The sequence below is a fragment of the Lysobacter sp. Root76 genome (assembly GCF_001428685.1).
In the GTDB taxonomy this organism is placed as follows: Bacteria; Pseudomonadota; Gammaproteobacteria; order Xanthomonadales; family Xanthomonadaceae; genus Lysobacter.
In genome coordinates, this window is the sequence record NZ_LMIK01000005.1 from 291,782 (window position 1) to 314,050 (window position 22,269).

The following is a 22,269-nucleotide window of genomic DNA, read 5'->3' on the forward strand; positions in this document are numbered from 1 at the left end:
GGTCGTGGCGCTGGCGATGGCGCGGGGTCCTAGCCGCCGCCATCGGCCGGCGCATTCAGCACGCTCTTGAGGTACTCGAAGTACTTCGGGTCCTCGTGTTTGAAGATGCTCGGGCCGGCGCCCATGTAGGCGCGCGTGAGTTCGTCTTCGGCGCGCTCCAGGTTGCCCAGTTCGAACTGCGACTGCCCCAGGCGCAGATGCAGGAAGGGGTTGCCGATCGCGTCCGGACAATGCATCGCGTCGGAGAGCGCCGCGCGCGCCGGCTCGTAGTCGCCGGCCAGGAAGTGCGCGTCGCCGATCGCGGCGAGCAGCCAGGTCGCCGCCTCCCAGTCGGTGGTCGGTTCGGGCAGCAAGCCCAAGGCCTCGGCGTACTTGGCCAGGGCTTCGCGATAGCGGCCCTGCTCGGCGCTGGCGTCTCCTTCTGCGGACAACGCCTGAACTCGTTCATGAACCTGATCGGATAGTTCCATTATCTGCGCTCCTGGGCCCCCGCATCCGCGGTCGTCGGAGCATAAGCACAGTCGCGCGACGGGCGCATAAAGAACAACGCCGGCTTGCGCCGGCGTTGCCTTACCGCATACGACGTGGGGTCGTTCGGGTGCGACCTCAGTCGCGGATGTCGCGGTCCTTGGTTTCGGGCAGGAACAAGGTGCCGATGACCACGGTGATCGCCGCGACGATGATCGGATACCACAGGCCGCTGTAGATGTTGCCGGTGGCGGCGACGATGGCGAAGGCGGTGAAGGGCAGGAAGCCGCCGAACCAGCCGTTGCCGATGTGGTACGGCAGCGACATCGAGGTGTAGCGGATGCGGGTCGGGAACAGCTCGACCAGCCAGGCCGCGATCGGGCCGTAGACCATGGTCACCAACAGCACCAGGAAGGTCAGCAGCGCGATCACCACCGGCGTGTTGACTTGCGCCAGGTCGGCCTTTTCCGGATAGCCGGCGGTCTTGAGCGCTTCGCTCAACTGCTTGCCGAACGCGTCGGACTGGGCCTTGAACTCGTCCTTGCCCAGCGCTTCGCCTTCGAAGCTGTTGAGGCTGGTGCCGCCGATCGACACCGTCGCCACGCTGCCGGCCGCGGCCGGGGCGTTGTTGTACGGGATGCCCTTCTTGGCCAGCGCCGACTTGATGATGTCGCAGGACTGCTTGAAGGTCGCCTTGCCGACCGGGTCGAACTGGAACGCGCAGCGCTCCGGATCGGCGGTCACCGTGACCGGCGACTTCGCCACCGCCGACTCCAGCGCCGGGTTGACGTTGTGGGTCAGCGCCTTGAACACCGGGAAGTAGGTGAACACCGCGATCAGGCAGCCGGCGAGCACGATCTTCTTGCGGCCGATCTTGTCCGACAGCCAGCCGAAGAAGATGAAGCCGCCGGTGGCCAGGGCCAGGGCGATGGCGATCAGGATGTCGGCGCGGTTCGGGTCCAGGCCCAGGGTCTTGGTCAGGAAGAACAGCGAGTAGAACTGGCCGCCGTACCAGACTACGGCCTGGCCGGCGGTCGCGCCGAGCAGGGCGAGCAGGGCGATCCTGCCGTTCTTGGAGAAGAAGCTCTCGGTGATCGGCGCCTTGGAGGTCTTGCCTTCGGCCTTCATCTGCTGGAACAGCGGCGATTCGGCCAGCTGCAGGCGGATCCACACCGACACGCCCAGCAACAGCACCGAGACCAGGAACGGAATGCGCCAGGCCCAGGCCTCGAAGTCTTCCTTGCCGAAGTAATTGCGGCAGCCCCAGATCACCAGCAGCGACAGGAACAGGCCCAGGGTCGCGGTGGTCTGGATGAAGCTCGTGTACAGGCCGCGCTTGCCGTGGGGCGCGTGCTCGGCGACATAGGTCGCCGCGCCGCCGTACTCGCCGCCCAGCGCCAGGCCCTGCGCCATGCGCAGGCTGATCAGGATGATCGGCGCGGCGATGCCCATGGTCGCGTAACTGGGCAGGATGCCGACCAGGAAGGTCGCCAGGCCCATGATCACGATGGTGACCAGGAAGGTGTACTTGCGCCCGATCATGTCGCCGAGACGGCCGAACACCAGTGCGCCGAACGGACGCACCGCGAAGCCGGCGGCGAAGGCCAGCAGCGCGAACACGAACTGGCTGGTGTCGTTGAGGCCGCCGAAGAACTGCTTGCCGATGATGACGGCGAGCGAACCGTACAGATAGAAGTCGTACCACTCGAACACGGTGCCGAGACTGGACGCGAAGATGACCTTCTTGTGGTCCTTGGTGAGATCGCCGGATCCGGGCGACGCGGTGGCGGTGACGCTGGACATGATGCGTTCCCCTAAAGGTTAGAAGCTGTACTTGACGTGCGTCTGCAGGCGGTTGAGCTCGCCGGAGTCGCCGTTCTCGAGTTCGCGCTTGCCCCAGATCAGCTCGGCGCCGACGTCGAGCTTGGGCAGCGGCGTGTAGATCAGATTGACGTGCGCCGATTGCGCCGACCTGGTGATGCCCACGCCGGTCAGCGCAGTATCGTTGTCGTACTCGGCGCGCGAGTAGAACAGGTTGGTGCGCAGTTTGGGGCTGAACACGTGACGCCAGCCGACGAAGCCGCTGATCAGGTCGATGTTCTCCAGGTTGCCGGTGGAATCGAGCACGGCGTCGTTGTTCAAGGCCAGGCCGACGTAGCGGCCGATGCCGCTGCCGGCGGTGACCATGTAGCGCAGGTCGTCGTTCTTGCCGAGATTGAACTTGCCCGAGACGCTGGCGCCGTAGCCGGTGCTGCTGTCGTTGACCGGGCCGGTCTGGTACTTGAGCTGGCGCGCGAGCAGGCCGACGCCGAAGTGGCCCCAGTCGCCCTTGGCGGTGTAGCGCGCGGTCAGGTCCGGCATGCTGCCGTCGTCGCCGGCGACCTGGGCCATGTTGCCGCGGAACGGCGTGTACACCGTCTCCGGGTTCTCGATCGAGAACGACCACGGACCCTTGGTGTAGCGCAACTGGGCCTGGCGCACGAACACCGTGCCTTCGGTGGGGCCGAGGAAATCGACCGTGTCCGGCAGCGCCGCGGTGTCCTGGAAGTTGGACCAGGCCTGGCCGGCGAGCCAGTTGTTCCAGGTCACGTAGGCCTGGCGCAAGGTGAGGGCGTAGGTGTTGGTGGCGACTTCATTGCCGGTGAAGGCGGTGGTGCCGCCGCCGAACAGGTCGAACTCCAGGTAGGCCTTGAGCTTGTCGCCGCTGTCCAGGTCGGTGTCGGCTGCGAACCAGAAGCGCGAGAAGTTCGCGCCCATATCGGTGTCGGTGCCGCCCTCGCGGGTGCGGCCGCCGCCGACCGGAATCGCCTTGGGCACGTAGAACAGGCGCCCGACCGAACCGTCGGCGATGTCGCCGTCGTTGGTCTGGGTGACCGAGGCGTCGAGCTTGATGAAGCCGCCGTAGCTGAAGCGGGTGCCCGGATTGGCGCCGGGCGTGATCGCTGCGGTCTGCAGCGCGGGCTTGCCTGGCGTCGCGGCCGGCGCCGCGGGCGCGGTGGCCTGCGCGGTCTTGACCTCGGCGATCTGGCTTTGTTGTTGCTGCTGTTGCGAGACCAGCTGCTGGACCATGGCTTCGAGCTGGGCGACGCGCGCCTCCAGCTCCTTCTCCTTCGCCGTCTGGGCGAAGGCCATACCGGGCAGCGCCAGTGCGAGCAACAGGGCCGCGGCGAGCGGACGCCGCCGGATCGCGCTCCCCGCCGGCGATGCGATGCGAATGGACATGATTCCCTCCCGAGGAATGCCGCGCAGGACGCGCGACTGCGGCCAGCCTGCGCGCGGCGCCGGGGAGGGGCCATTCGCCATTGGTCGTAAAAAGCCGCGTTCAGACACCGCGTACGACCATGGTCTAAATCGCGGCCGGGGCGGCTATCGTGGCGGATGCGGCACACTGGAGGTTCGCCCGCGCCTGCGCGAGCGTCCCGTGTCCTGCCGACCACGTCCCGCCGCCACGTCCCACGTCCAACCGCCCATCGGAGCACCCCATGAACCAGCCCGCCACCGTCTATCCCGTCGTCGCCGACTTCGCCGCCCAGGCGCGGGTCACGCGGGAAGACTACGAGCGCCTGTACGCCGAATCGGTGCAGCAGCCCGAAGCGTTCTGGGGCCGGGTCGCCGAGCGCCTGGACTGGTTCCGCAAGCCGACCAAGATCAAGGACGTCAGCTTCCAGCTCGACGACTTCCACATCCGCTGGTACGAGGACGGCGAGCTCAACGCCAGCGTCAACTGCCTGGACCGTCATCTGGATACGCGCGGCGACAAGACCGCGTTGCTGTTCGAGCACGACGATCCCAACCTGCCGGCCGAGCACGTGACCTACCGCGACCTGCACGCGCGCGTCTGCCGCCTGGCCAACGCCCTGCGCGCGCTGGGCGTGCGCAAGGGCGACCGCATCACCATCTACCTGCCGATGATTCCGGAAGCGGTGGTCGCGATGCTGGCCTGCGCGCGCATCGGCGCGATCCACTCGGTGGTGTTCGGCGGTTTCGCGCCCAACTCGATCGCCGACCGCGTCGCCGACTGCGCCAGCAAGCTCATCATCACCGCCGACGAAGGCCTGCGCGGCGGCAAGAAGATTCCGCTCAAGGCCAACGTCGATGCGGCGCTGAAGCTGCCGGGCACGAACTCGGTGGAGACCGTGCTGGTGGTGCGCCACACCGGCGCCGCGGTCGACATGCAGATGCCGCGCGACCGCTGGTACGACGCGGTGGTCGAGGGGCAGCCCGACAGCTGCGAACCCGAGCGCATGAATGCCGAGGATCCGCTGTTCATCCTTTACACCTCCGGCAGTACCGGCAAGCCCAAGGGCGTGCTGCACACCACCGGCGGCTACCTCGCCTACGCCGCCTACACCCACGAGACCGTGTTCGACCTGCGCGAGGACGACATCTACTGGTGCACCGCCGACGTCGGCTGGGTCACCGGCCACAGCTACATCGTGTACGGGCCGCTGGCCAACGGCGCCACCGCGCTGGTGTTCGAGGGCGTGCCCAACTATCCGAACGTGTCGCGCTTCTGGGACGTGATCGACAAGCACCAGGTCACGATCTTCTACACCGCGCCGACCGCGATCCGCGCATTGATGCGCGACGGCGACGAGCCGGTGACGCGCACCAAGCGCAAATCGCTGCGCCTGCTGGGTTCGGTCGGCGAGCCGATCAATCCCGAAGCCTGGCGCTGGTATTACGAGGTCGTCGGCGATTCCCGCTGCCCGATCGTGGACACCTGGTGGCAGACCGAGACCGGTGGCATCCTGATCACGCCGCTGGCCGGCGCGATCGACCTCAAGCCCGGTTCGGCGACCAAGCCGTTCTTCGGCGTGCAGCCGGCCCTGGTCGACGCCAACGGCGAGGCGCTGGAAGGCGCGGCCGAGGGCAACCTGGTGCTGCTGGATTCCTGGCCGGGCCAGATGCGCACCGTCTACGGCGACCACCCGCGCTTCATCGAGACCTACTTCAAGACCTACCCCGGCAGCTACTTCACCGGCGACGGCTGCCGCCGCGACGCCGACGGCTACTACTGGATAACCGGCCGCGTCGACGACGTGATCAACGTCAGCGGCCACCGCATCGGCACCGCCGAGGTCGAGAGCGCGCTGGTCCTGCATCCCAAGGTCGCCGAGGCCGCGGTGGTCGGATTCCCGCACGATCTTAAGGGCCAGGGCATCTACGCCTACGTGACGCTGATCGCGGACGAAGCGCCCAACGAGGACCTGCGCAAGGAATTGGTGGCCTGGGTGCGCAAGGAGATCGGCCCGATCGCCACGCCCGACCATCTGCAATGGGCGCCGGGCCTGCCCAAGACCCGCTCGGGCAAGATCATGCGCCGCATCCTGCGCAAGATCGCCGAGAACGCGCCGGACCAGCTCGGCGACACCAGCACCCTGGCGGATCCGTCGGTGGTGGATAGCCTGGTCAGCGAGCGCTTGGGCAAGTGATCGCGGCGAGTAAAAGCAAATCCCCCCTAACCCCCCTTTTTCAAAGGGGGGGATCTGTGGCGTCGCTGTCTGCGGGTGCGTCGTTTCCCGCGGATGGGTCGTCTTGCGCTGGAGCGCGTTCCCTTTCGCGTCCTCTGTCTTCGCCGCCCTTTGGCCTTTCGCCTTTCCCCCCTTTGAAAAAGGGGGGCAGGGGGGATTCGCTCCTAACGCTCTCCTCCGCACAGCCGCTCAGCCACGATCTGCCAGATGACCAGCATCACACTGTCGGTCTCCACAAGAACCTGCCGATTATCGAATCGCAACACGCGCAAACCGCGCCCAGCCAAGGCGGCGTCGCGCGCCCTGTCGGCAAGCACACGACCTTTATCGCAGTGCTGGCTCCCATCCACTTCGATCACCAGCCCGGCAGCGGGTGCGTAAAAGTCCACGATGAAGTCCAGCAGCGGCTTTTGCCTGTAGAACTGCACGCCCAAGACTTGTTTCCGACGAAGCCGGAACCACAGGGCCTGTTCCGCAGCTGTCATGGCCGTCCGCAATCTCCGCGCCGGGTATTTGAGTTGGCGTCGATACGGCTGCATGCGGCCATTGGATCGCGCGATACGACGGTCGCGATAGTCGGTGCACACCGCACGCCCGACCCGGAAAACCCTTATCCAGGAGCGCAGCCGTGGCCACCCTGCTGATCGCCGACGACCATCCGCTGTTCCGCGAAGCCTTGCGCGGCGCGGTGGCGCGGGTGCTGCCCGACGCGGTGCTGCGCGAGGCCGACAGCGTCGATGCGCTGTACGTGCTGGTCGAGGCCGAGTCCGACGCCGACCTGCTGCTGCTGGATCTCAACATGCCCGGCGCGCAGGGCTTCAGCGCCCTGGTGCATCTGCGCGCGCTACATCCGCAACTGCCTATCGTGGTGGTGTCCGCGCGCGAGGAGCCGGCGGTGATGCGGCGCGCGCTCGATCATGGCGCAGTCGGCTTCATCCCCAAGTCGGCCGACGCGGCGACCCTGGGCGAAGCGATCTCGACAGTGCTGGCCGGCGATCGCTGGGCGCCGCCGGCCGCGCTGTCGGCACCGGCGGCGGCGGCCGACGAGCACGACGCGGCGCAACGCCTGCGCGATCTCACCCCGCAGCAGTTCCGCGTGCTGCAGATGCTGGGTTCGGGCCTGCTCAACAAACAGATCGGCTACGAACTGGGCGTGTCCGAGGCCACGGTGAAAGCGCACGTGACCGCGATCCTGCGCAAGCTCGGCGCCAACAACCGCACCCAGGCGGTGCTGATCGCCGGACGCCTGGCGCTGGATCCGGGCGCGATCGTGCTGCCGGCGGAAGAGGGCGAGTAGCTCGCGGATGTGCATGCCGCAGTCGATAGTCGCGCCAGCTAAGGACGCATGCGAAGACAAGAGCTTGCGACCGCATGACTGACGACGCGCGCCAGAACGAGCCCGGATCGAGCCTGAGATTCGAGGCAGGCCAGGAATTCCCGGAACGCGTGACCAAGTCGGTCGAGATAGCCGTGCCGCCCGAACGCGTGTGGCAGGCCATGACCGATGCGCGCTGCATCGCAGCTTGGATGTCCGACGAGGCCTTCGCGGTCGAGACGGATTGGCGGGTCGGCGGCCCGATCGTATTCCGTGGCGTGTTGCACGACCGCCTGCGCTTCGAGAACAAGGGCGTGGTGCAGGCGTTCGAGCCGCCGCGGTTGCTGCAGTACACGCATTGGAGTTCGCTGTCGCGCAGGGTGATGTCCGATGCGCTCGAGCACCACACCGTGCTGCGCTTCGAGCTGAGCCCGTCGGGCGCCGGCACGCGCCTGGACCTGACCCTGAGCAACATGAACAACTACGCGGTGTACGGGCACATCAACTACTACTGGGAAATAACGCTGGCGGCGTTGCAGCGTTACTGCGAAGCCGCAGACGCCGCGCGGACCGACGCCGCGCTGCCGTAGGCCGCCGATGGCGCGCCCGGGTTCGCCCTCAGGCCTGCACGGTCTGCCGCTGCGCGGCCAGGAACGCGCGTAGCGAAGCCGGCTTGATCGGTTTGGTCAGCACCCGGCAGCCGCGTTCGCGCGCGGCCAGCTTGAGCGCGTCGCTGCCGTCGCCGGTAAGCAGCGCCGCCGGCAGGATGCGGCCGGCGCGCTCGCGCAGGGCATCGACCACGCCCAGGCCGTCGAGACGGTCGTGCAGGTGGAAATCGACCAGGGCTACGTCGGGCCGCTGATCCATCAGCGCCAATGCTTCGTCGACCGTGGCCGCGACCAGGGCGGTGGCCTGCCAGCGCATCAGCAAGGTGCGCATGCCGTCCAGGATCTCCAGGTCGTTGTCGACGCAGAGCACGCGCAGGCCGGCCAGGGAGTCGGCGATCGCCGGCGCCGCGACGCCGCGCGCGCGCGGCGTGCGGCCGCAGGGCACCGCGATCGAGAACACGCTGCCGCGGCCGACGTGGGAGCGCACCTGCAGCGGGTGGTCGAGCGTGCGCGCGATGCGCTGGCAGATCGACAGGCCCAGGCCGAGGCCGCGTTCGCCGCCGACGCCGGGCTGATCGAAGCGGCGGAACTCGTCGAAGATCTGCTCCAGATGATGCTCGGGGATGCCCGGACCGGTGTCCCAGACCTGCAGTTCGACCTGGCCGTCGCGCGCGCGCGCGGCCATCAGCACGCCGCCTTCGCGGGTGTAGCGCAGGGCGTTGGCGATGAAGTTCTGCAGGGCGCGGCGCAGCAGGCGGCGGTCGCTGCGCACCGGCATCTCGTCGGCGGGCACGCGCACGCGCAACTGCAGGCCGCGGCCGGCGGCGCTGGGCGCGTACTGCGCGGCGAGTTCGTGCAGCAGTTCGCCGGCGTCGAAATCGGTGAGTTCCGGACGCAGCGCGCCGGCGTCCAGGCGCGAGATGTCGAGCAGGCCGTCGAGCAGGTCCTCGGCTGCGCGCAGCGAGGCGTCGACGCGTTCGGCCAGGCGGGTCTGTTCGTCGGCGTCGGTGGTTTCGCGCAGCGCGGTGGTGAACAGGCGCGCGGCGTTTAAGGGTTGCAGCACGTCGTGACTGACCGCGGCCAGGAAACGGGTCTTGGATTGCTGCGCAGCCTCGGCTTCCTGGGTGCGCTGTTCGACGCGCTGCTCCAGGGTCTCGTTGGCCTCGCGCAGCGCCTGTTCGGAGCGCTTGTAGTCGGTGACGTCGCTGTAGCTGGTGACGTAACCGCCGCCGAGCAGCGGGCGGCCGACCATTTCGATCACCTGGCCGTTGGCGCGCACGCGCTCGAACACGTGCGAGGCGCCCGCGCGCAGATGGGCGAGGCGGCGCCGCACCTGGGCGTCGATGTCGCCCGGGCCCATCTCGCCGCGTTCGGCGTTCCAGCGGATCAGGTCGCTGACCGGACGGCCGACGTAGAGCATGCCGTCGGGGTAGTCGAACAATTCCTGGTAGCGGCGGTTCCAGGCCACCAGGCGCATGTCGCGGTCGACCACGCTCACGCCCTGGCTGATGTTCTCCAGCGTGGTCGACAGCACCTGGCGATTGAAGCGCAGTTCCTGGTTGGCCTCGTCGAGCAGGGCCACGACTTCGCCCAGTTCCATGCCCGAGCCGCGCAGCGCGCTGGTCAGGGTGAGCCGCGCCGAAGCCGCGCCGATCGCCGAGGCCAGCAGGCGTTCGGTGAACTGGGCCAGGGCGCGGTCGGCGGGCTGGTCGGGCAGCCAGGTGCGGCCCCGGGCCTGCGCGTATTCCTCGAATGCGCGGCGCGCGTGGCGTTCGCCGACGATGCGTTCGGCCAGGGTCAGCAGTTCGCCGCTGCGCACGCTGCCGGCCCAGCCGCCCGGGCCCAGGGCCGGGCGCTGCACGTAAGGATCCAGGTAGGTCGCGGCGAGCAATTGCTCCTGCAGGCGCGGGCGTTGCCGCACCGAGACGAACAGGAAGGCGCCGATGTTGAACAGCAGCGACCAGAAGGTGCCGTGGGTCAGCGCGTCCCAGCCGGTGAGCCCGAACAGCTGCTCCGGCCGCAGCCAGGACACGCCCAGCGGCCCGTGCTCGATCCAGCCGGTGTCGATCCAGCCGACCCGTCCCAGCGCCGGCAGCAGCAGGGTGTAGAGCCACAGCAGCGCGCCGGCGAGCAGGCCGGCGAACGCGCCCGCGCGGCTCGCGCCACGCCAATAGAGCCCGCCGATCAGCGCCGGCGCGAACTGCGCGACCGCCGCGAACGCGAGCAGACCGTGCTGGGCCAGGCTGTCGGCGCCGACCGAGGCGCGGTGGTAGGCGTAGGCCATCATCGCCAGCACCAGGATGGTCGCGCGCCGCACCCACAGCACCTGGCGGTCGATGCCCTGGGTTTCGCGCAGGGCGCCGCTGCGCAGCAGCAACGGCACGATCAGGTCGTTGCTGACCATGGTCGCCAGGGCGACGCTGGCCACGATCACCATGCCGGTCGCGGCCGAGAAGCCGCCGATGTAGACCATCAGCGCCAGGGTTTCCTGCTTCAGCGCCAGCGGCAGGGCCAGCACGTAGGTGTCCGGCGACACCGAGCTGCCTGCGAGCACGGCCTGGCCGGTCAGGGTGATCGGCACCACCAGCAGGCTGATCAGGGCGAGATAGCCGCCGAACAGCCAGCGCGCGGGGCGTAGGTCGTTCGGGTCCTGGCATTCGACCACGGCGACGTGGAACTGCCGCGGCAGGCACAGGATCGCGGCGAAGGCGAGCAGGGTCTGGGCGACGAAGCCGGGCGGCAGCCCGGGCGCGGTGACCACGTGCGCGGCCTGGCCCACGCGTGCGGCCAGGCTGCCGTCGCCGGGCAGGTGGGCGAGCGCGAACAGGCCGATCGCGACGAAGGCGACCAGTTTGACCAGCGACTCCAGCGCGACCGCCAGCACCATGCCGTGATGGTGCTCGGTGGCGTCGATCTGGCGGGTGCCGAACAGGATCGCGAACACCGCCAGCATCAGCGCGACGTAGAACGCCGGATCGGCGAGCAGGCTGGCGTCGGAGGGCACGCCGGCCAGCACTTCCACGCTCATGGCCACGGCTTTGAACTGCAGGGCGACGTAGGGCACCGCGGCGGTCAGGGCGACCGCGGCGACCAGCGCGGCCAGGCCGGGCGCGCGGCCGTAGCGCGAGGACAGGAAGTCGGCGATCGAGACGATGCGGTGCTCGCCGGAAATCAGCACCAGGCGTTCGAGGATGCGCCAGCCGAAGGCCAGCATCAGCAGCGGGCCCAGGTAGATCGGCAGGAAGCCCAGGCCGGTGCGCGCGGCGGTGCCGACCGCGCCGTAGAAGGTCCAGGACGAGCAGTACACCGCCAGCGCCAGCGAATACACGGCCGGGCGCAGCCAGCGCAGCTTCGGGATGCGCGCGGTGCGCTGATCGCCGTAGTAGGCGACCGCGAACAGCAGGCCCACGTAGCCGGCCGACACCAGCAGCAATATCCAGCCTGGGATCACCGCAGGACCACTCCGCGTTCGGATTAACGAGTGTACGGCGGGCGAGGCGGGGGAGGCTTGGGGGCTACGAAAGTCTTAGGTGGGGCGGCCGCCCTCACCCCAACCCCTCTCCCGCAGGCGGGAGAGGGGCTAAAAGCAGTAGCGTTGCAAAGCAGCGGCGTTGCGAGGCTAGAAGCGGCGGCGTTGCGGGGATTCCCTCTCCCGCTTGCGGGAGAGGGCCAGGGCGAGGGGATGAGCGCGCAGCGCGAATGCTCTGGATCCTCACGCCATCACCGCTCCGCCGGCCCCAAAAGAGAAGGCCAAAAACAAGAAACCCGCCTTGTGGGCGGGTTTCTCGCGAGGCCTGGATCCCCGCCTGCGCGGGATGACCTACCGGCAAAGCCGTTCGCGCGCCGCGCGAACGGGCCGGAAGATCACTTGATCTTGCCTTCCTTATAGATCACGTGCTTACGAACGACGGGGTCGTACTTCTTGACCTCCATCTTGTTCGGGGTGTTCTTCTTGTTCTTGTCGGTCGTGTAGAAGTGACCGGTGTTGGCCGAAGAGATCAGTCGGATCTTGTCGCGCTTGGAAGCCATGGGTCAGGTCCTCAGATCTTTTCGCCGCGGGCGCGGAGATCGGCCAGAACGGCGTCGATGCCGTTCTTGTCGATGGTGCGCATGGCGTTGGCGGAAACACGCAGCTTGATCCAACGGTTCTCACTGGCGACCCAGAAGCGGCGCTCGTGGAGGTTGGGGAGGAAGCGGCGGCGGGTCTTGTTCATGGCATGCGAGACGTTGTTGCCGGTCGTCGTTCGCTTGCCCGTTACTTGGCATACGCGGGACATGTGCACCTCGAAAGGATTGGATGCTTCCCTTGGCCAGGGAGGCGGCGGCCCCGCCGTCGGCGCGGAAATCCGCGGACAGCGCGCGATACGGGTGATTACCTCAGCTGGGCGGCACGGGTCGGATTCGCGCTTCCGGTCCCGTCCGGACTTGCCCCTAAGGGTGCGTCGGACACAGCGAGCCGCGCATTATGCAGGTAAATCCGAGCCGGGACAAGCACTTGGCCGCGCAGGCGGGTCGGGCGGCCCGGCCGGCGCAGTATCCTTCAGGGCCGCCAATCGCCGTTCGCGGCGTTCCGCCCTTTCCACATCGACCCCACGAGGTGCCCATGATCCGCGTAGCCACCTGTTCCTGCGGCCAATTGCGCCTGGCTTGCGAGGGCGAGCCGGTCCGGGTCTCGGTCTGCCATTGCCTGGAATGCCAGCGCCGCACCGGCAGCGCGTTCGGGGTTCAGGCGCGTTACCCGCGCGAGCGGGTGCGCCTGCTTGAGGGCCGTTCCGGGCGGTTCGAGCGCCGTGGCGACACCGGCAGCCTGGCCAGCTTCCGGTTCTGCCAGGACTGCGGCTCCACGGTCTACTGGGAGCTGGAGGCGGTGCCGGGCCATGTCGCGGTCGCGGTCGGGAACTTTGCCGAGCCGGGCTACCCGGCGCCGGCCCACTCGGTCTACGAAGTCCGCCGGCATGCCTGGGTGGGCTTGCCCGAGGGGATCGAGCACATCGATTGAGGCGGGGGCGAGGCGGTTGCCGTCCCCATGCTGCCGCATGGCGGTCCCAGCGGATCGGCAGGGCGGGCAAGCCGTCCCGCCGCGCATGCGGGTCCGGCTAGTGCCCGGCGCGATCCCGGTGCCAGCCGCGGTGCTTGATGTCCAGGTACAGGCTGTAGGCGGCGGTAAAGGCCGGGAACAGGTTCTGGATCACGCCGACCGAGTCCTGCTTCTGCGAAAACACGAAGTAGCTCAGGGTCATCGCGCTGCCGATCAGGCTCATGTACCAGAACGCGCGCGGGATCACCGGCTTGCCGTGGCGCTTGCTGGCGACGAACTGGACCAGCCAGCGGCCGCCGAACATCAGCGCGCCGGTCAGGCCGATCAGCTTCCACGGCGACATGTGCAGGCCGGTCCAGGCCAGCCACTCGATCGGCGAATTCATGAAGTCCATGCGTCTTAGACCTCTTCGGTGGAGGTGACCTTGCCGCGCTTGATCAGCCAGGCGACGCCGCGCAGGTCGCTGATGCCGACCAGGGCGCGGTTGAGATTGTTGTACTTGGACACGCCGGTGGAGCGGGCGCGGTGGTTGACCGGGACGCTGACCGTCTTCCAGCCGGCGCGTTGCATCAGCGCGGGCAGGTAGCGGTGCATGTGGTTGAAGTGCGGCAGGTCGAGGAAGGCCTCGCGCTCGAACAGCTTGATGCCGCAACCGGTGTCGGGGGTGTCGTCGCGCAGCATGCGGCTGCGGATCGCGTTGGCCCACTTCGAGGCCCAGCGCTTGCTGCCCGAGTCCTGGCGGTTCACCCGCCAGCCGGCGAACAGCTTGATGTCGGGCGCGGATCCGGCGCGTTTGGTCAGCAGCTTGGGGATGTCGGCCGGGTCGTTCTGGCCGTCGCCGTCCAGGGTCGCGATCCAGGCGCCGCGCGCGGCCTTGACGCCGTTGCGGATCGCGGTGCTCTGGCCGCTCTGGCTGACGTGGTGGACCACGCGCAGCTCGGGCACCTGCGCCTTGAGCGCGCGCAGCGCGTCCAGGGTGCCGTCGCGCGAGCGGTCGTCGACGTAGACGATCTCGAAGTCGGCCACGCCGCGCAGGGCGGCGGTGATCTCGTGGACCAGCGGGGCGACGTTGTCCTGCTCGTTGAACACGGGGACGACGACGGACAGTTCGGGGCTATGGTTTGCGGTCATCTAGCGGACTCGTCGCGGCTCGCATGAGCCGGGATTGGCGGTGCGGGGCCCCCGAGCATCGGAACAGGGGCCGGTAAGAGGGTACGACGCACGGCCTCGATTGGGAGCGACGCCTACGAACCGGCAGCGCTCGAAACCGGCGCCGGGCCGCGATCCATGCCCCGCGCGCCCGCTCCGGCGGGGCGGCGAAGAGTCAGGCGTCGGCGCCGAAATAGTCCCGGCACCAGGCGACCACCTGCGGCAGCCCGGTCTCGATCGAGGTCGTCGGCTCGAACCCGAACGCGGCCTTGGCGCGCGCAGTATCGGCCATCGTCTCGACCATGTCGCCCGGCTGCATCGGCAGGTAGACCTTTTCGGCGGTGCGGCCGGCGGCGGTCTCGATCACGCCGATGAAATGCTCCAGCTCGACCGGGGTGTGGTTGCCCAGGTTGAACACGCGGTGCGGCGGCTCGTCCTGCGAGGGGTGTTCGAGCGCGCCCAGCACGCCGGCGACGATGTCGTCGACGAAGGTGAAGTCGCGGCGCATGCGGCCATGGTTGAAAACCTGGATCGGCCGGCCCGCCAGCACCGCGCGCGAGAACAGCAGCGGCGCCATGTCCGGGCGGCCCCAGGGGCCGTAGACGGTGAAGAAGCGCAGGCCGGTCGCGCGCAGGCCGTAGAGGTGGGCGTAGGTGTGCGCCATCAGCTCGTTGGCGGCCTTGGTCGCCGCGTACAGCGAGCGCGGTTGGTCGACGCGCTGGTCTTCGGAGAACGGCGGCACCGCCGAGTCGCCGTAGACCGAGGACGAGCTGGCGTAGACCAAGTGCTGCACGCCGCGATGGCGGCACAGCTCCAGCAGGTTCACGAAGCCGGCCAGATTGCTGTCGACGTAGGCGTGCGGGTGGGTCAGCGAATAGCGCACGCCGGCCTGGGCGGCCAGGTGGATCACCCGGGTCGGCGCGACCTCGTCGAACAGTGCGGCCAGGCCGTCGCGGTCGCTCAGGTCGATGGCGCGGATGTCCGTGTCCGGGCACAGCGCGGCGACGCGGTCGCGCTTGAGCTGCGGGTCGTAATAGTCGTTGTAGTTGTCCAGCCCGATCACGGCTTGGCCGCGGGCGCGCAGGGCGCGGCAGACGTAGCTGCCGATGAAACCGGCGGCGCCGGTGACGAGAAGGGTCATGGGGCGATGGTGACGGATTCGGGAGCGGGAAGCATGCGCTGGCGGTGGTTACCGTATCGACAATGTCGGCGATCCCGGGTCGGAACCGCGTCGTCGCGGTTCCGACCGATGCGCGGGCGACCGATGCGCGGGCGACCGATGCGCGGGCGACCGATGCGCGGGCGACCGATGCGCGGGCGCCAGCATGGCCGCCCGCGCCTGAAGCGCAGCAGACTCCGCGCGCTGGCCGGAGTCCGCCGCGCCGGTCGCGCTTACTTCACCGCGAGCTGCTTGGCCAGGCCGAAGGCTTCGTTGAGCTCGGACTGGGTAGCCGCGTCGATCCAGACGTAGACCCGGACCTTGCTCTTGGGCTTTTCGCCGGGCAACACGATCGTGGTTTCGCGCGAGAACGGACGCGCGTCGTTGACGGTGGCCTTCTTGTACCAGACGACCTGCTGGCTGCCGACCGTGCCCTTTTCGGCACGGGCCTTCTTGTCCGGCTTGAAGCTGCGCGTGCCCAGGTACACGCCCAGGCCCTTGCCGGCGGCGATGTTGGACGGCAGTTCCAGGTAGCACAGGGTGTAGTCGTCGCCCCTGCGCTCGGTCCAGGCCAGGTCGGCGCTGTTGAGACTGGGGCAGGTTGCACCGGCCTGGGCGTAGGCTTGGGCGAAGGCCAGGGACGGGGCCAGCAGCAGGGCCGCGAGGGCTATCCGTTTCATATGCATCTCCTTGGTGATTGCGATGGGCTTTGGACGAGGGGTGGAAGTGGGGCGGCCGTGGAAGCGGAGCTTATCGCGCCGGGATGTCAGAACAGGCCGAAACGTTTTTTGGCGACGTTGCGCCGGGTCGGGTCGATGATGTCGTCGAGGTCGGCGAACTTGTCCAGCAGGCCGTCGGTGCCCTTGCGCAGCTTGAACTCGCGCTCCTCCGGGTACATCGGCACCACGGCGAGGAACTGGATCTCCTTGTCGTCGTCGATGCGCAGGCGGTGGAAGCCGTCGGGCACGCTGACCGAGGGCAGCAGGATCGCCGTATCCAGGCGCGTGCCGTCGGCGTAGGGCTCCGGCGGGTCGCCGTTGGCGACGGTATGGCCCCAGCCCAGCCAGGTGCGGTGCTTGTGCGGAAAGCGCGCCAGCATCTTCAGTAGCCGGACCGGCCAGTACCAGCGCTCGTCCTTCATCGATTCCTGGTCGAGCCGCCAGTCGGCCGGCAGGGTCGCGATCAGTTCCAGATAGCGCGGCGCGTCCGAGCCTTCGGGCACCGTCATCGCCAGGTCGCTCATGCCGGAGGTCACCAGGCGGACGTAGGGCTGGTTCTCGCTGGCCGGCAGGAAATGCACGTCGATGTGGACCAGGTCCGAGGCCAGCTCATGGAACACGCTGCCGATCGGGCCCAGATGGGCTTCGATATGCTCGGAAATCTGTTCCAGGCAGATCTCGCCCTGGACCGGCTCCCACTCCGGCGCTGCGTCGTAGCGGTAGATCGGGCTGCCGCTGAGGCTGACCACCTCGGCCTTCCTGCCTTCCGCGCCTTCCGCCTGGTTTTCCGTCTGGTCTTCCGCCATGTCCGCCTCCCCCCTCAGGTCCGGCCGTGGTCGCTGCGTGCCGGGCCTTATTCGACCTTGCCGCGCAGCTTTTCCAGCACGCCGTCGAGCGAGTCCAGGTCGCTGTAATGGATCACCAGGCGGCCCTTGCCGCCGCGGCCGTGCAGCACGTTGACCTGGGTGTTGAGCGATTCCGACAGCTCGCGCTCGAGCGTGGCGATGTCGGCCTGCGGCTTGGCCTTGGTCGGCTTGGGCTTGCCGCTGCCGGTGGGGACCTTGCCCGCGGCCAGCTGCTGCACGCGGTGTTCGACGTCGCGCACCGACCAGCCCAGTTCGGCAGCCTGGCGTGCCAGCGCGATCGCGGCCTGCGGCGCCAGGGTCAGCAGCGCGCGCGCATGGCCCATGTCGAGGGCGCGGGTCTCGACCAGCACCCGGATCTCGGCCGGCAGTTCCAGCAGGCGCAGCAGGTTGGACACCGCCACCCGCGAACGGCCGACCGCTTCGGCGGCCTGGGCGTGGGTGAGGTCGAATTCGTCGATCAGACGCTGCAGCGCGGTGGCTTCTTCCAGCGGGTTGAGATCTTCGCGCTGGATGTTCTCGATCAGCGCCATCGCGACCACGGTGCGGTCGTCGACTTCGCGGATCACCACCGGGATTTCGGTCAGCCCGGCCAGCTGGGTCGCGCGCCAGCGGCGTTCGCCGGCGATGATTTCGTAGCGCTTGCCGCCGATGTCGCGCACGACGATCGGCTGGATCACGCCCTGGGCCTTGATCGACTCGGCCAGCTCGGCGAGCTTGTCGTGGTCCCAGGTCTTGCGCGGCTGGTACTTGCCGGCGGTCAGCGCGTCCACCGGCAGCTTGCGCATCACGTCGGCTTCGGTGGCTTCCAGGATCGGCGCCTCGGCGGCGGCCTTGGGGCCGAGCAGGGCTTCCAGCCCGCGGCCGAGGCCGCGCTTCTTGGCCGCACTCATGCCACGGTCTCCTTGTGGTCGCGTTGCGCCGTCTTGGCGGCCTGGTCGCGCTCGCGCTGGCGGCGCAGCACTTCGCCGGCCAGGCCCAGGTAGGCGATGCCGCCGCGGCTGGCCTTGTCGTAGCCGACGATGCTCTGGCCGTGGCTGGGCGCTTCGGCCAGGCGCACGTTGCGCGGCACGATGGTGCGGAACACGCGGTCGCCGAAGTGATTGGTCAGCTCGGCCGAGACCGCGTTGGCGAGGTTGTTGCGCACGTCGAACATGGTGCGCAGCACGCCTTCGATCTCCAGGTCCGGGTTGAGCCTGGCCTTGAGCGCGTTGATGGTGTCGAGCAGGGCGCTGATGCCTTCCAGCGCGTAGTACTCGCACTGCATCGGCACGATGATCGAATCGGCCGCGGTCAGCGCGTTGAGCGTGAGCAGCGACAGCGCCGGCGGGCAGTCGATCAGGATGTAGTCGTAGTTGGCGCGCAGCGGCGCCAATGCGCTCTTCAGGCGCTGCTCGCGCGCGTCCTCGCCCATCAGGCGGATTTCGGCGGCGGTCAGCTCGATGTTGGCCGGCAGCAGGTCGAACTCTTCCGGCGCGCGCACCAGGATCGAGGCGGCGTCGGCTTCGCCCAGCATCACGTCGCAGATCGAGTCCTCGATCGTGCGCTTGTCGATGCCGCTGCCCATCGTGGCGTTGCCCTGCGGGTCCAGGTCGACCAGCAGCACGCGCTTGGGCGTGCGCGCGAGCGCGGCGGCCAGGTTGACCGCGGTGGTGGTCTTGCCTACCCCGCCTTTCTGATTGGCGACGGCGATGATGCGGGCCATGCGGCTCGTCCCCTGCTGTACCGGCTGTGAGGTGTGTTCGGACGGCGCCGGGCGCCGGTCGGACTGGGGATTATGCCCGGACGGGACGCGTTCGCGGTCCGTCATGCGTCATTTCGGTCCGCGTCCGGCCCGGGGCCGGCAGGGGCGCGGTCGACCACGACCAGATGGCGCTCGGCGTTCAGCCCCGGCACCGCCAGCGGGTGCGACGCGCGCACGCGCCAGCCCGCCGGCAGTGCGGCGATCTCGTCGACCGGGTGGGCGCCCTTCATCGCCAGCAGCACGCCGTCGGGCTTGAGCAGGTGGCCGCCCAGTTCCAGGATCAGCGGCAGGGTCGCCAGGGCGCGCGCGGTGATGGCGTCGTAGGCGCCGGGCTCGGCGAAGGCCTCGATCCGCGATTCGGCCACGCGCGCGTCCTTCAAACCCAGGGTGCGCAGGGCTTCGCGCATGAAGCGCGCCTTCTTGCCGTTGCTCTCGACCAGGGTCACGCGCAGGCCCGGCTTGACGATCGCCAGCGGGATCCCGGGCAGGCCGGCGCCGGTGCCCAGGTCGGCCAGGGCGCCGCCGCGCTGCGCGATCGCGTCGACGTAGGGGTGCATCGCCAGCGAGTCGAGCAGGTGCTTGGTCACCATCTCCTGCGGGTCGCGCACCGCGGTGAGGTTGTAGGTGCGGTTCCAGCGCGCGAGCAGGGCCAGATAGTCCAGCAGCGGCGCGGCCAGGGCCGGATCCAGGGCCAGCGCGGACAGGCCGGCTTCGAGCTCGCGACGGAGCCCGGCGGGGAGGGGAGCGGGTGCGTTCATCGGCGACAGTATCGCCGATGGCGCCGGCCGGGCTCAGGCCGCACCGGTGCCGGCGGGCGCCGCGGCGTCGGCGAACGGCCGCCAGGCCAGCGCACCGACGTAGCCCGGCGCCGGCGCCAGTTCCTGCAGCCGCCATTCCGACGGCGCACCCAAGGCGGGGTCGCTGTCGACCAGCAGCAGGCGGCCGTCGCGTTCTTCGAAACGCAGCCGGTGCAGGCCGAACGAGAGGCCGTGGCCGTGCGCTTTCAGTACCGCTTCCTTCAGGCACCACAGGCGCAGGAAGGCGCGGTCGCGGTCGGGTTGGACGTTCAGCCAGGCGGTTTCGGGGGCGGTGAAATAGCGATCGGACACCGCCAGCGCGCGGGGCCGCGGACGCAGCCGTTCCAGGTCGACGCCGACCCGTCCGCGCGCGGTCAGGGCGATCAGCAGGCTGTCGCCGCTGTGGCTCCAGTTGCAGTCCCAGCGCTCGTACGGCGCTTCCAGGTAGGGGCGCTGGCGGCCGTCGCGGCCCAGATGCAGGGTTTGCGGCGCGGTGCCCAGCTGTTCGGCCAGCCAGGTCCGCGCCTGCGCCTCGGCGGCATGGCCGGGCGTGTGCGGCTGCCAGGTCCAGCGCGGCGCAGGGTCGGTGGGAGTCATCGGCAGGTCAGGGACATGAACAATCGTTTGGCGGAACGCCAGCGCGCCAGCGTAAGCTAAAGACGGGGACGCGGCGCTAGGCCGCGATCGATGCCGATGCCGCACGGCCGGCGCTTAGGGGAAGACGGCGCTGCCGTCGGCGTAGGAATGGTGCGGCTGCGGCCGGAGCGACGAATGGCGGACGATGTCAGCGGTAGTTGATCATGATGCGGTACCCGGCGACGAACGCGTCGCCCTGGCGACCGGTACGGGCGAGCGTCTGTTCGCGTTCGCGCATGGCGATGCGATCGCGCAGCAGCGCTTCGAGCGCGAAGTGCGCGCGCTGGCGGCGGCGCTGCCGTCGGCGCGCTATGCGATCAATCTGTGCGAAGACCGCTACCGCTTCCTGGTCGCCTTCAGCGCGGCCGCCCTGCGCGGCCAGACCACGCTGCTGCCGCCCTCGCGCGCGCCGGCCGTGGTCGGCGACGCGCTGGCCCAGCACGCCGACAGTTATTGCCTGGGCGATACCGCGCTGGAACCGCCGCCGCCGCGCTACTGGCGCCTGCCCGGGACGCTGGCGCAACTCGACGGCCCGGCGCCGACCGTCGCGGCCGATGCGCTGGTCGCGATCGGCTTCACCTCCGGCAGCACCGGCCAGCCCAAGCCCAATCCGAAAACCTGGCGCTGCTTCCGCGCCAGCACCGCGCAGAACCTGGCCGCGCTCGCCGATCTGCTCGCGCCCGACACGATCACGCCACTGGTCGCGACCGTGCCGCCGCAGCACATGTACGGCATGGAGATGTCGGTCCTGCTGCCGCTGCTGGGCCCGGTCGCGGTGCACGCGGCGCGTCCGTTCTTTCCCGGCGACGTCGCCCTGGCCCTGGCCGACGCGCCGGCGCCGCCGCTGCTGGTGACCACGCCGGTGCATCTGCGCGCCCTGGTCGAATCCGGCATCGCCTTGCCGGCGCTGGCCGGCATCGTCTCGGCCACCGCGCCGCTGCCGCGGGAACTCGCCCTGGCCGCGGAAACGCGCTACGGCTGCGAGGTCCGCGAAGTGTTCGGTTCCACCGAAACCTGCGTGATCGCACGCCGCCGCACCGCCCACGAGGACGCCTGGACGCCGCTGCCGGGCGTGCGCTTGTCGCCGCAACCCGACGGCACCGCGGTGCACGCGCCGCACCTGCCCGAGGCGGTGGTGTTGGCCGATCTGATGGAAGTCGGCGCCGACGGCCGTTTCGTGCTGCGCGGACGCAGCGCCGACCTGCTCGAAATCGCCGGCAAGCGCGCTTCGTTGGGCGACCTCACCCGCAAACTGCTCGCGATCGACGGCGTCGAGGACGGCGTGGTGTTCCAGCTCGACAGCGACGACGGCGCGGTGCGCCGGATCGCCGCGCTCGCGGTCGCGCCGCGGTTGGAAGAGGCCGAAATCCTGCGCGCATTGCGCGCCAGCATCGATCCGGTATTCCTGCCGCGTCCGCTGCGCCGCGTCGATGCGCTGCCGCGCAACGAGACCGGAAAATTGCCGCGCGACCTGCTCTTGCAGCTGCTGCGCAGCAACGGTGGTTAAACTCCACGCGCGGCGTGTCTACGCCGCGTGACGCGCTTCGCCGCAGCGCGAACATTTAACGTTGCCATCACAAATACGCATCCAGACTGCAATCGTCCGATGCGACAGGCGAGTGCATCCTCACGGCGCAAGTGCGATCGGGCGTCCTCTGAACTATTAGGAGACACCGACATGATGGGCATCATCATTTGGCTCGTGGTTGGCGGCGTCATCGGTTGGCTGGCCAGTTTGGTCATGCGCACCGATGGGCAGCAGGGCATCTTTCTCAACGTCATCGTAGGCATCGTCGGCGCATTTCTCGGCGGTTGGCTCGGCGGCGTGCTGGGTCTAGGTGCGGGCGATATCAACGATGGCAACTTCAGTCTGACCGGCTTGCTGCTGTCGCTGGTCGGCGCGATCGTGCTGCTCGGCATCGTCAACCTGTTCCGGCGCGGTCGCGTGCGCTGAGCGCGCAGGCCGACGGAAACGAAAAAGCCCGGCATCGCCGGGCTTTTTTGTGCTGCTGCTTCTGCCTTCTGTGGGAGCGGCGTAAGCCGCGACCGCGACCTTCGTCTTCCGACGGCGGTTTCGCTACGGCTCTGCCTTCTGCTTCCTGCCTCCTGTGGGAGCGGCGTAAGCCGCGATTGCGAATTCCGTTTGCTGCGTTGGTTTCGTTGCCTAAGTCAAAGGCTTCCGCCTGCTGCGCATGCGGGTCACTTTCTCTTGCTAGCCCAAGAGAAAGTAACCAAAGAGAAGGGCTTGCCTTGACAACCCTCCCTTGCGAGTTCGTTGCTGACGCGGGGATTTTTCGAA

General features: G+C 68.9%; 22 protein-coding genes. 6 read left to right on the forward strand and 16 right to left on the reverse strand.

The window, feature by feature from the left end:
* Nucleotides 1-29: 29 nt before the first annotated feature.
* The 3 genes from ASE10_RS08655 to ASE10_RS08665 all read right to left on the reverse strand — a co-directional run bounded on the left by ASE10_RS08655 (nucleotide 30) and on the right by ASE10_RS08665 (nucleotide 3,690).
* Nucleotides 30-431, reverse strand: coding sequence for a tetratricopeptide repeat protein (locus tag ASE10_RS08655; RefSeq protein ID WP_200945878.1), 402 nt, complete (start codon nucleotides 429-431; stop codon nucleotides 30-32).
* A 175-nt stretch (nucleotides 432-606) separates the two neighbouring features.
* A complete protein-coding gene (locus tag ASE10_RS08660) occupies nucleotides 607-2,271 on the reverse strand; it encodes an MFS transporter (RefSeq protein ID WP_055907452.1) in 1,665 nt (554 codons plus the stop codon).
* A gap of 18 nt (nucleotides 2,272-2,289) precedes the next feature.
* The gene (locus ASE10_RS08665) at nucleotides 2,290-3,690 is read right to left on the reverse strand and encodes a DcaP family trimeric outer membrane transporter (protein ID WP_055907455.1); all 1,401 of its coding nucleotides are present in this window, start codon (nucleotides 3,688-3,690) and stop codon (nucleotides 2,290-2,292) included.
* A gap of 260 nt (nucleotides 3,691-3,950) precedes the next feature.
* Between ASE10_RS08665 and acs the strand changes: the two genes are divergently transcribed.
* Nucleotides 3,951-5,903, forward strand: coding sequence for an acetate--CoA ligase (acs, locus tag ASE10_RS08670; RefSeq protein ID WP_055907456.1), 1,953 nt, complete (start codon nucleotides 3,951-3,953; stop codon nucleotides 5,901-5,903).
* Between the two features lie 203 nt (nucleotides 5,904-6,106).
* Here the strand turns inward: acs and ASE10_RS08675 are convergent, their stop codons facing one another.
* Nucleotides 6,107-6,481: an endonuclease domain-containing protein gene (locus ASE10_RS08675; protein ID WP_055907460.1), complete on the reverse strand. Its 375-nt coding sequence runs from the start codon at nucleotides 6,479-6,481 to the stop codon at nucleotides 6,107-6,109.
* Between the two features lie 89 nt (nucleotides 6,482-6,570).
* On the opposite strand from ASE10_RS08675, the gene ASE10_RS08680 reads away from it, so the two are divergent.
* Both ASE10_RS08680 and ASE10_RS08685 read left to right on the forward strand, forming a co-directional pair.
* Nucleotides 6,571-7,239, forward strand: coding sequence for a response regulator transcription factor (locus ASE10_RS08680; protein WP_055907463.1), 669 nt, complete (start codon nucleotides 6,571-6,573; stop codon nucleotides 7,237-7,239).
* 74 nt (nucleotides 7,240-7,313) lie between these two features.
* The gene (locus ASE10_RS08685; protein WP_055907466.1) at nucleotides 7,314-7,847 is read left to right on the forward strand and encodes an SRPBCC domain-containing protein; all 534 of its coding nucleotides are present in this window, start codon (nucleotides 7,314-7,316) and stop codon (nucleotides 7,845-7,847) included.
* A gap of 28 nt (nucleotides 7,848-7,875) precedes the next feature.
* On the opposite strand, the gene ASE10_RS08690 is transcribed toward ASE10_RS08685, so the two are convergent.
* From ASE10_RS08690 to rpmB, 3 genes are all read right to left on the reverse strand, one after another.
* Entirely contained in the window at nucleotides 7,876-11,316 is a 3,441-nt protein-coding gene (locus tag ASE10_RS08690; RefSeq protein WP_055907470.1) for a PAS domain-containing hybrid sensor histidine kinase/response regulator, read from the reverse strand.
* Nucleotides 11,317-11,729: 413 nt separating this feature from the next.
* Nucleotides 11,730-11,894 carry a 50S ribosomal protein L33 gene (gene rpmG, locus ASE10_RS08695; protein WP_036168663.1) on the reverse strand — a complete coding sequence of 55 codons (165 nt, stop codon included), beginning with the start codon at nucleotides 11,892-11,894 and terminating at the stop codon, nucleotides 11,730-11,732.
* Between the two features lie 11 nt (nucleotides 11,895-11,905).
* Nucleotides 11,906-12,142: a 50S ribosomal protein L28 gene (gene rpmB, locus ASE10_RS08700; RefSeq protein ID WP_055907473.1), complete on the reverse strand. Its 237-nt coding sequence runs from the start codon at nucleotides 12,140-12,142 to the stop codon at nucleotides 11,906-11,908.
* A gap of 326 nt (nucleotides 12,143-12,468) precedes the next feature.
* On the opposite strand from rpmB, the gene ASE10_RS08705 reads away from it, so the two are divergent.
* Entirely contained in the window at nucleotides 12,469-12,864 is a 396-nt protein-coding gene (locus tag ASE10_RS08705) for a GFA family protein (protein ID WP_055907476.1), read from the forward strand.
* Nucleotides 12,865-12,961: 97 nt separating this feature from the next.
* On the opposite strand, the gene ASE10_RS08710 is transcribed toward ASE10_RS08705, so the two are convergent.
* From ASE10_RS08710 to ASE10_RS08750, 9 genes are all read right to left on the reverse strand, one after another.
* Complete coding sequence (locus ASE10_RS08710; protein ID WP_055907477.1) at nucleotides 12,962-13,297, reverse strand: lipid-A-disaccharide synthase N-terminal domain-containing protein; 336 nt, start codon at nucleotides 13,295-13,297, stop codon at nucleotides 12,962-12,964.
* 5 nt (nucleotides 13,298-13,302) lie between these two features.
* Nucleotides 13,303-14,034, reverse strand: coding sequence for a glycosyltransferase family 2 protein (locus tag ASE10_RS08715; protein ID WP_055907480.1), 732 nt, complete (start codon nucleotides 14,032-14,034; stop codon nucleotides 13,303-13,305).
* Between the two features lie 193 nt (nucleotides 14,035-14,227).
* Complete coding sequence (locus ASE10_RS08720) at nucleotides 14,228-15,193, reverse strand: NAD-dependent epimerase/dehydratase family protein (RefSeq protein ID WP_055907483.1); 966 nt, start codon at nucleotides 15,191-15,193, stop codon at nucleotides 14,228-14,230.
* 251 nt (nucleotides 15,194-15,444) lie between these two features.
* Nucleotides 15,445-15,891: a hypothetical protein gene (locus ASE10_RS08725; RefSeq protein ID WP_055907486.1), complete on the reverse strand. Its 447-nt coding sequence runs from the start codon at nucleotides 15,889-15,891 to the stop codon at nucleotides 15,445-15,447.
* An 86-nt stretch (nucleotides 15,892-15,977) separates the two neighbouring features.
* The gene (locus ASE10_RS08730; protein WP_055907490.1) at nucleotides 15,978-16,736 is read right to left on the reverse strand and encodes a suppressor of fused domain protein; all 759 of its coding nucleotides are present in this window, start codon (nucleotides 16,734-16,736) and stop codon (nucleotides 15,978-15,980) included.
* Nucleotides 16,737-16,783: 47 nt separating this feature from the next.
* Nucleotides 16,784-17,686: a ParB/RepB/Spo0J family partition protein gene (locus tag ASE10_RS08735; RefSeq protein WP_055907493.1), complete on the reverse strand. Its 903-nt coding sequence runs from the start codon at nucleotides 17,684-17,686 to the stop codon at nucleotides 16,784-16,786.
* A complete protein-coding gene (locus tag ASE10_RS08740; protein WP_056097713.1) occupies nucleotides 17,683-18,498 on the reverse strand; it encodes an AAA family ATPase in 816 nt (271 codons plus the stop codon). Before ASE10_RS08740 ends, ASE10_RS08735 begins: the two co-directional genes overlap by 4 nt.
* 101 nt (nucleotides 18,499-18,599) lie before the next feature.
* Complete coding sequence (gene rsmG / locus ASE10_RS08745; protein ID WP_055907500.1) at nucleotides 18,600-19,295, reverse strand: 16S rRNA (guanine(527)-N(7))-methyltransferase RsmG; 696 nt, start codon at nucleotides 19,293-19,295, stop codon at nucleotides 18,600-18,602.
* Nucleotides 19,296-19,328: 33 nt separating this feature from the next.
* Nucleotides 19,329-19,931 carry a 4'-phosphopantetheinyl transferase superfamily protein gene (locus ASE10_RS08750; RefSeq protein ID WP_082586081.1) on the reverse strand — a complete coding sequence of 201 codons (603 nt, stop codon included), beginning with the start codon at nucleotides 19,929-19,931 and terminating at the stop codon, nucleotides 19,329-19,331.
* 184 nt (nucleotides 19,932-20,115) lie between these two features.
* On the opposite strand from ASE10_RS08750, the gene ASE10_RS08755 reads away from it, so the two are divergent.
* A complete protein-coding gene (locus ASE10_RS08755; protein WP_082586082.1) occupies nucleotides 20,116-21,477 on the forward strand; it encodes an AMP-binding protein in 1,362 nt (453 codons plus the stop codon).
* Between the two features lie 174 nt (nucleotides 21,478-21,651).
* Entirely contained in the window at nucleotides 21,652-21,924 is a 273-nt protein-coding gene (locus ASE10_RS08760; RefSeq protein WP_055908482.1) for a GlsB/YeaQ/YmgE family stress response membrane protein, read from the forward strand.
* Nucleotides 21,925-22,269: the final 345 nt, after the last annotated feature.

Bases quoted from the DNA above. Each gene is read 5' to 3' on its own strand.
- ASE10_RS08710 (WP_055907477.1), bottom strand. From the start codon at position 13,297: ATGGACTTCATGAATTCGCCGATCGAGTGGCTGGCCTGGACCGGCCTG.
- ASE10_RS08755 (WP_082586082.1), top strand. From the start codon at position 20,116: ATGTCAGCGGTAGTTGATCATGATGCGGTACCCGGCGACGAACGCGTC.
- ASE10_RS08715 (WP_055907480.1), bottom strand. From the start codon at position 14,034: ATGACCGCAAACCATAGCCCCGAACTGTCCGTCGTCGTCCCCGTGTTC.
- ASE10_RS08760 (WP_055908482.1), top strand. From the start codon at position 21,652: ATGGGCATCATCATTTGGCTCGTGGTTGGCGGCGTCATCGGTTGGCTG.
- acs (WP_055907456.1), top strand. From the start codon at position 3,951: ATGAACCAGCCCGCCACCGTCTATCCCGTCGTCGCCGACTTCGCCGCC.
- ASE10_RS08665 (WP_055907455.1), bottom strand. From the start codon at position 3,690: ATGTCCATTCGCATCGCATCGCCGGCGGGGAGCGCGATCCGGCGGCGT.
- ASE10_RS08660 (WP_055907452.1), bottom strand. From the start codon at position 2,271: ATGTCCAGCGTCACCGCCACCGCGTCGCCCGGATCCGGCGATCTCACC.
- ASE10_RS08725 (WP_055907486.1), bottom strand. From the start codon at position 15,891: ATGAAACGGATAGCCCTCGCGGCCCTGCTGCTGGCCCCGTCCCTGGCC.
- ASE10_RS08685 (WP_055907466.1), top strand. From the start codon at position 7,314: ATGACTGACGACGCGCGCCAGAACGAGCCCGGATCGAGCCTGAGATTC.
- ASE10_RS08720 (WP_055907483.1), bottom strand. From the start codon at position 15,193: ATGACCCTTCTCGTCACCGGCGCCGCCGGTTTCATCGGCAGCTACGTC.
- ASE10_RS08730 (WP_055907490.1), bottom strand. From the start codon at position 16,736: ATGGCGGAAGACCAGACGGAAAACCAGGCGGAAGGCGCGGAAGGCAGG.
- rsmG (WP_055907500.1), bottom strand. From the start codon at position 19,295: ATGAACGCACCCGCTCCCCTCCCCGCCGGGCTCCGTCGCGAGCTCGAA.
- ASE10_RS08675 (WP_055907460.1), bottom strand. From the start codon at position 6,481: ATGCAGCCGTATCGACGCCAACTCAAATACCCGGCGCGGAGATTGCGG.
- ASE10_RS08740 (WP_056097713.1), bottom strand. From the start codon at position 18,498: ATGGCCCGCATCATCGCCGTCGCCAATCAGAAAGGCGGGGTAGGCAAG.
- ASE10_RS08735 (WP_055907493.1), bottom strand. From the start codon at position 17,686: ATGAGTGCGGCCAAGAAGCGCGGCCTCGGCCGCGGGCTGGAAGCCCTG.
- ASE10_RS08705 (WP_055907476.1), top strand. From the start codon at position 12,469: ATGATCCGCGTAGCCACCTGTTCCTGCGGCCAATTGCGCCTGGCTTGC.
- ASE10_RS08750 (WP_082586081.1), bottom strand. From the start codon at position 19,931: ATGACTCCCACCGACCCTGCGCCGCGCTGGACCTGGCAGCCGCACACG.
- rpmB (WP_055907473.1), bottom strand. From the start codon at position 12,142: ATGTCCCGCGTATGCCAAGTAACGGGCAAGCGAACGACGACCGGCAAC.
- rpmG (WP_036168663.1), bottom strand. From the start codon at position 11,894: ATGGCTTCCAAGCGCGACAAGATCCGACTGATCTCTTCGGCCAACACC.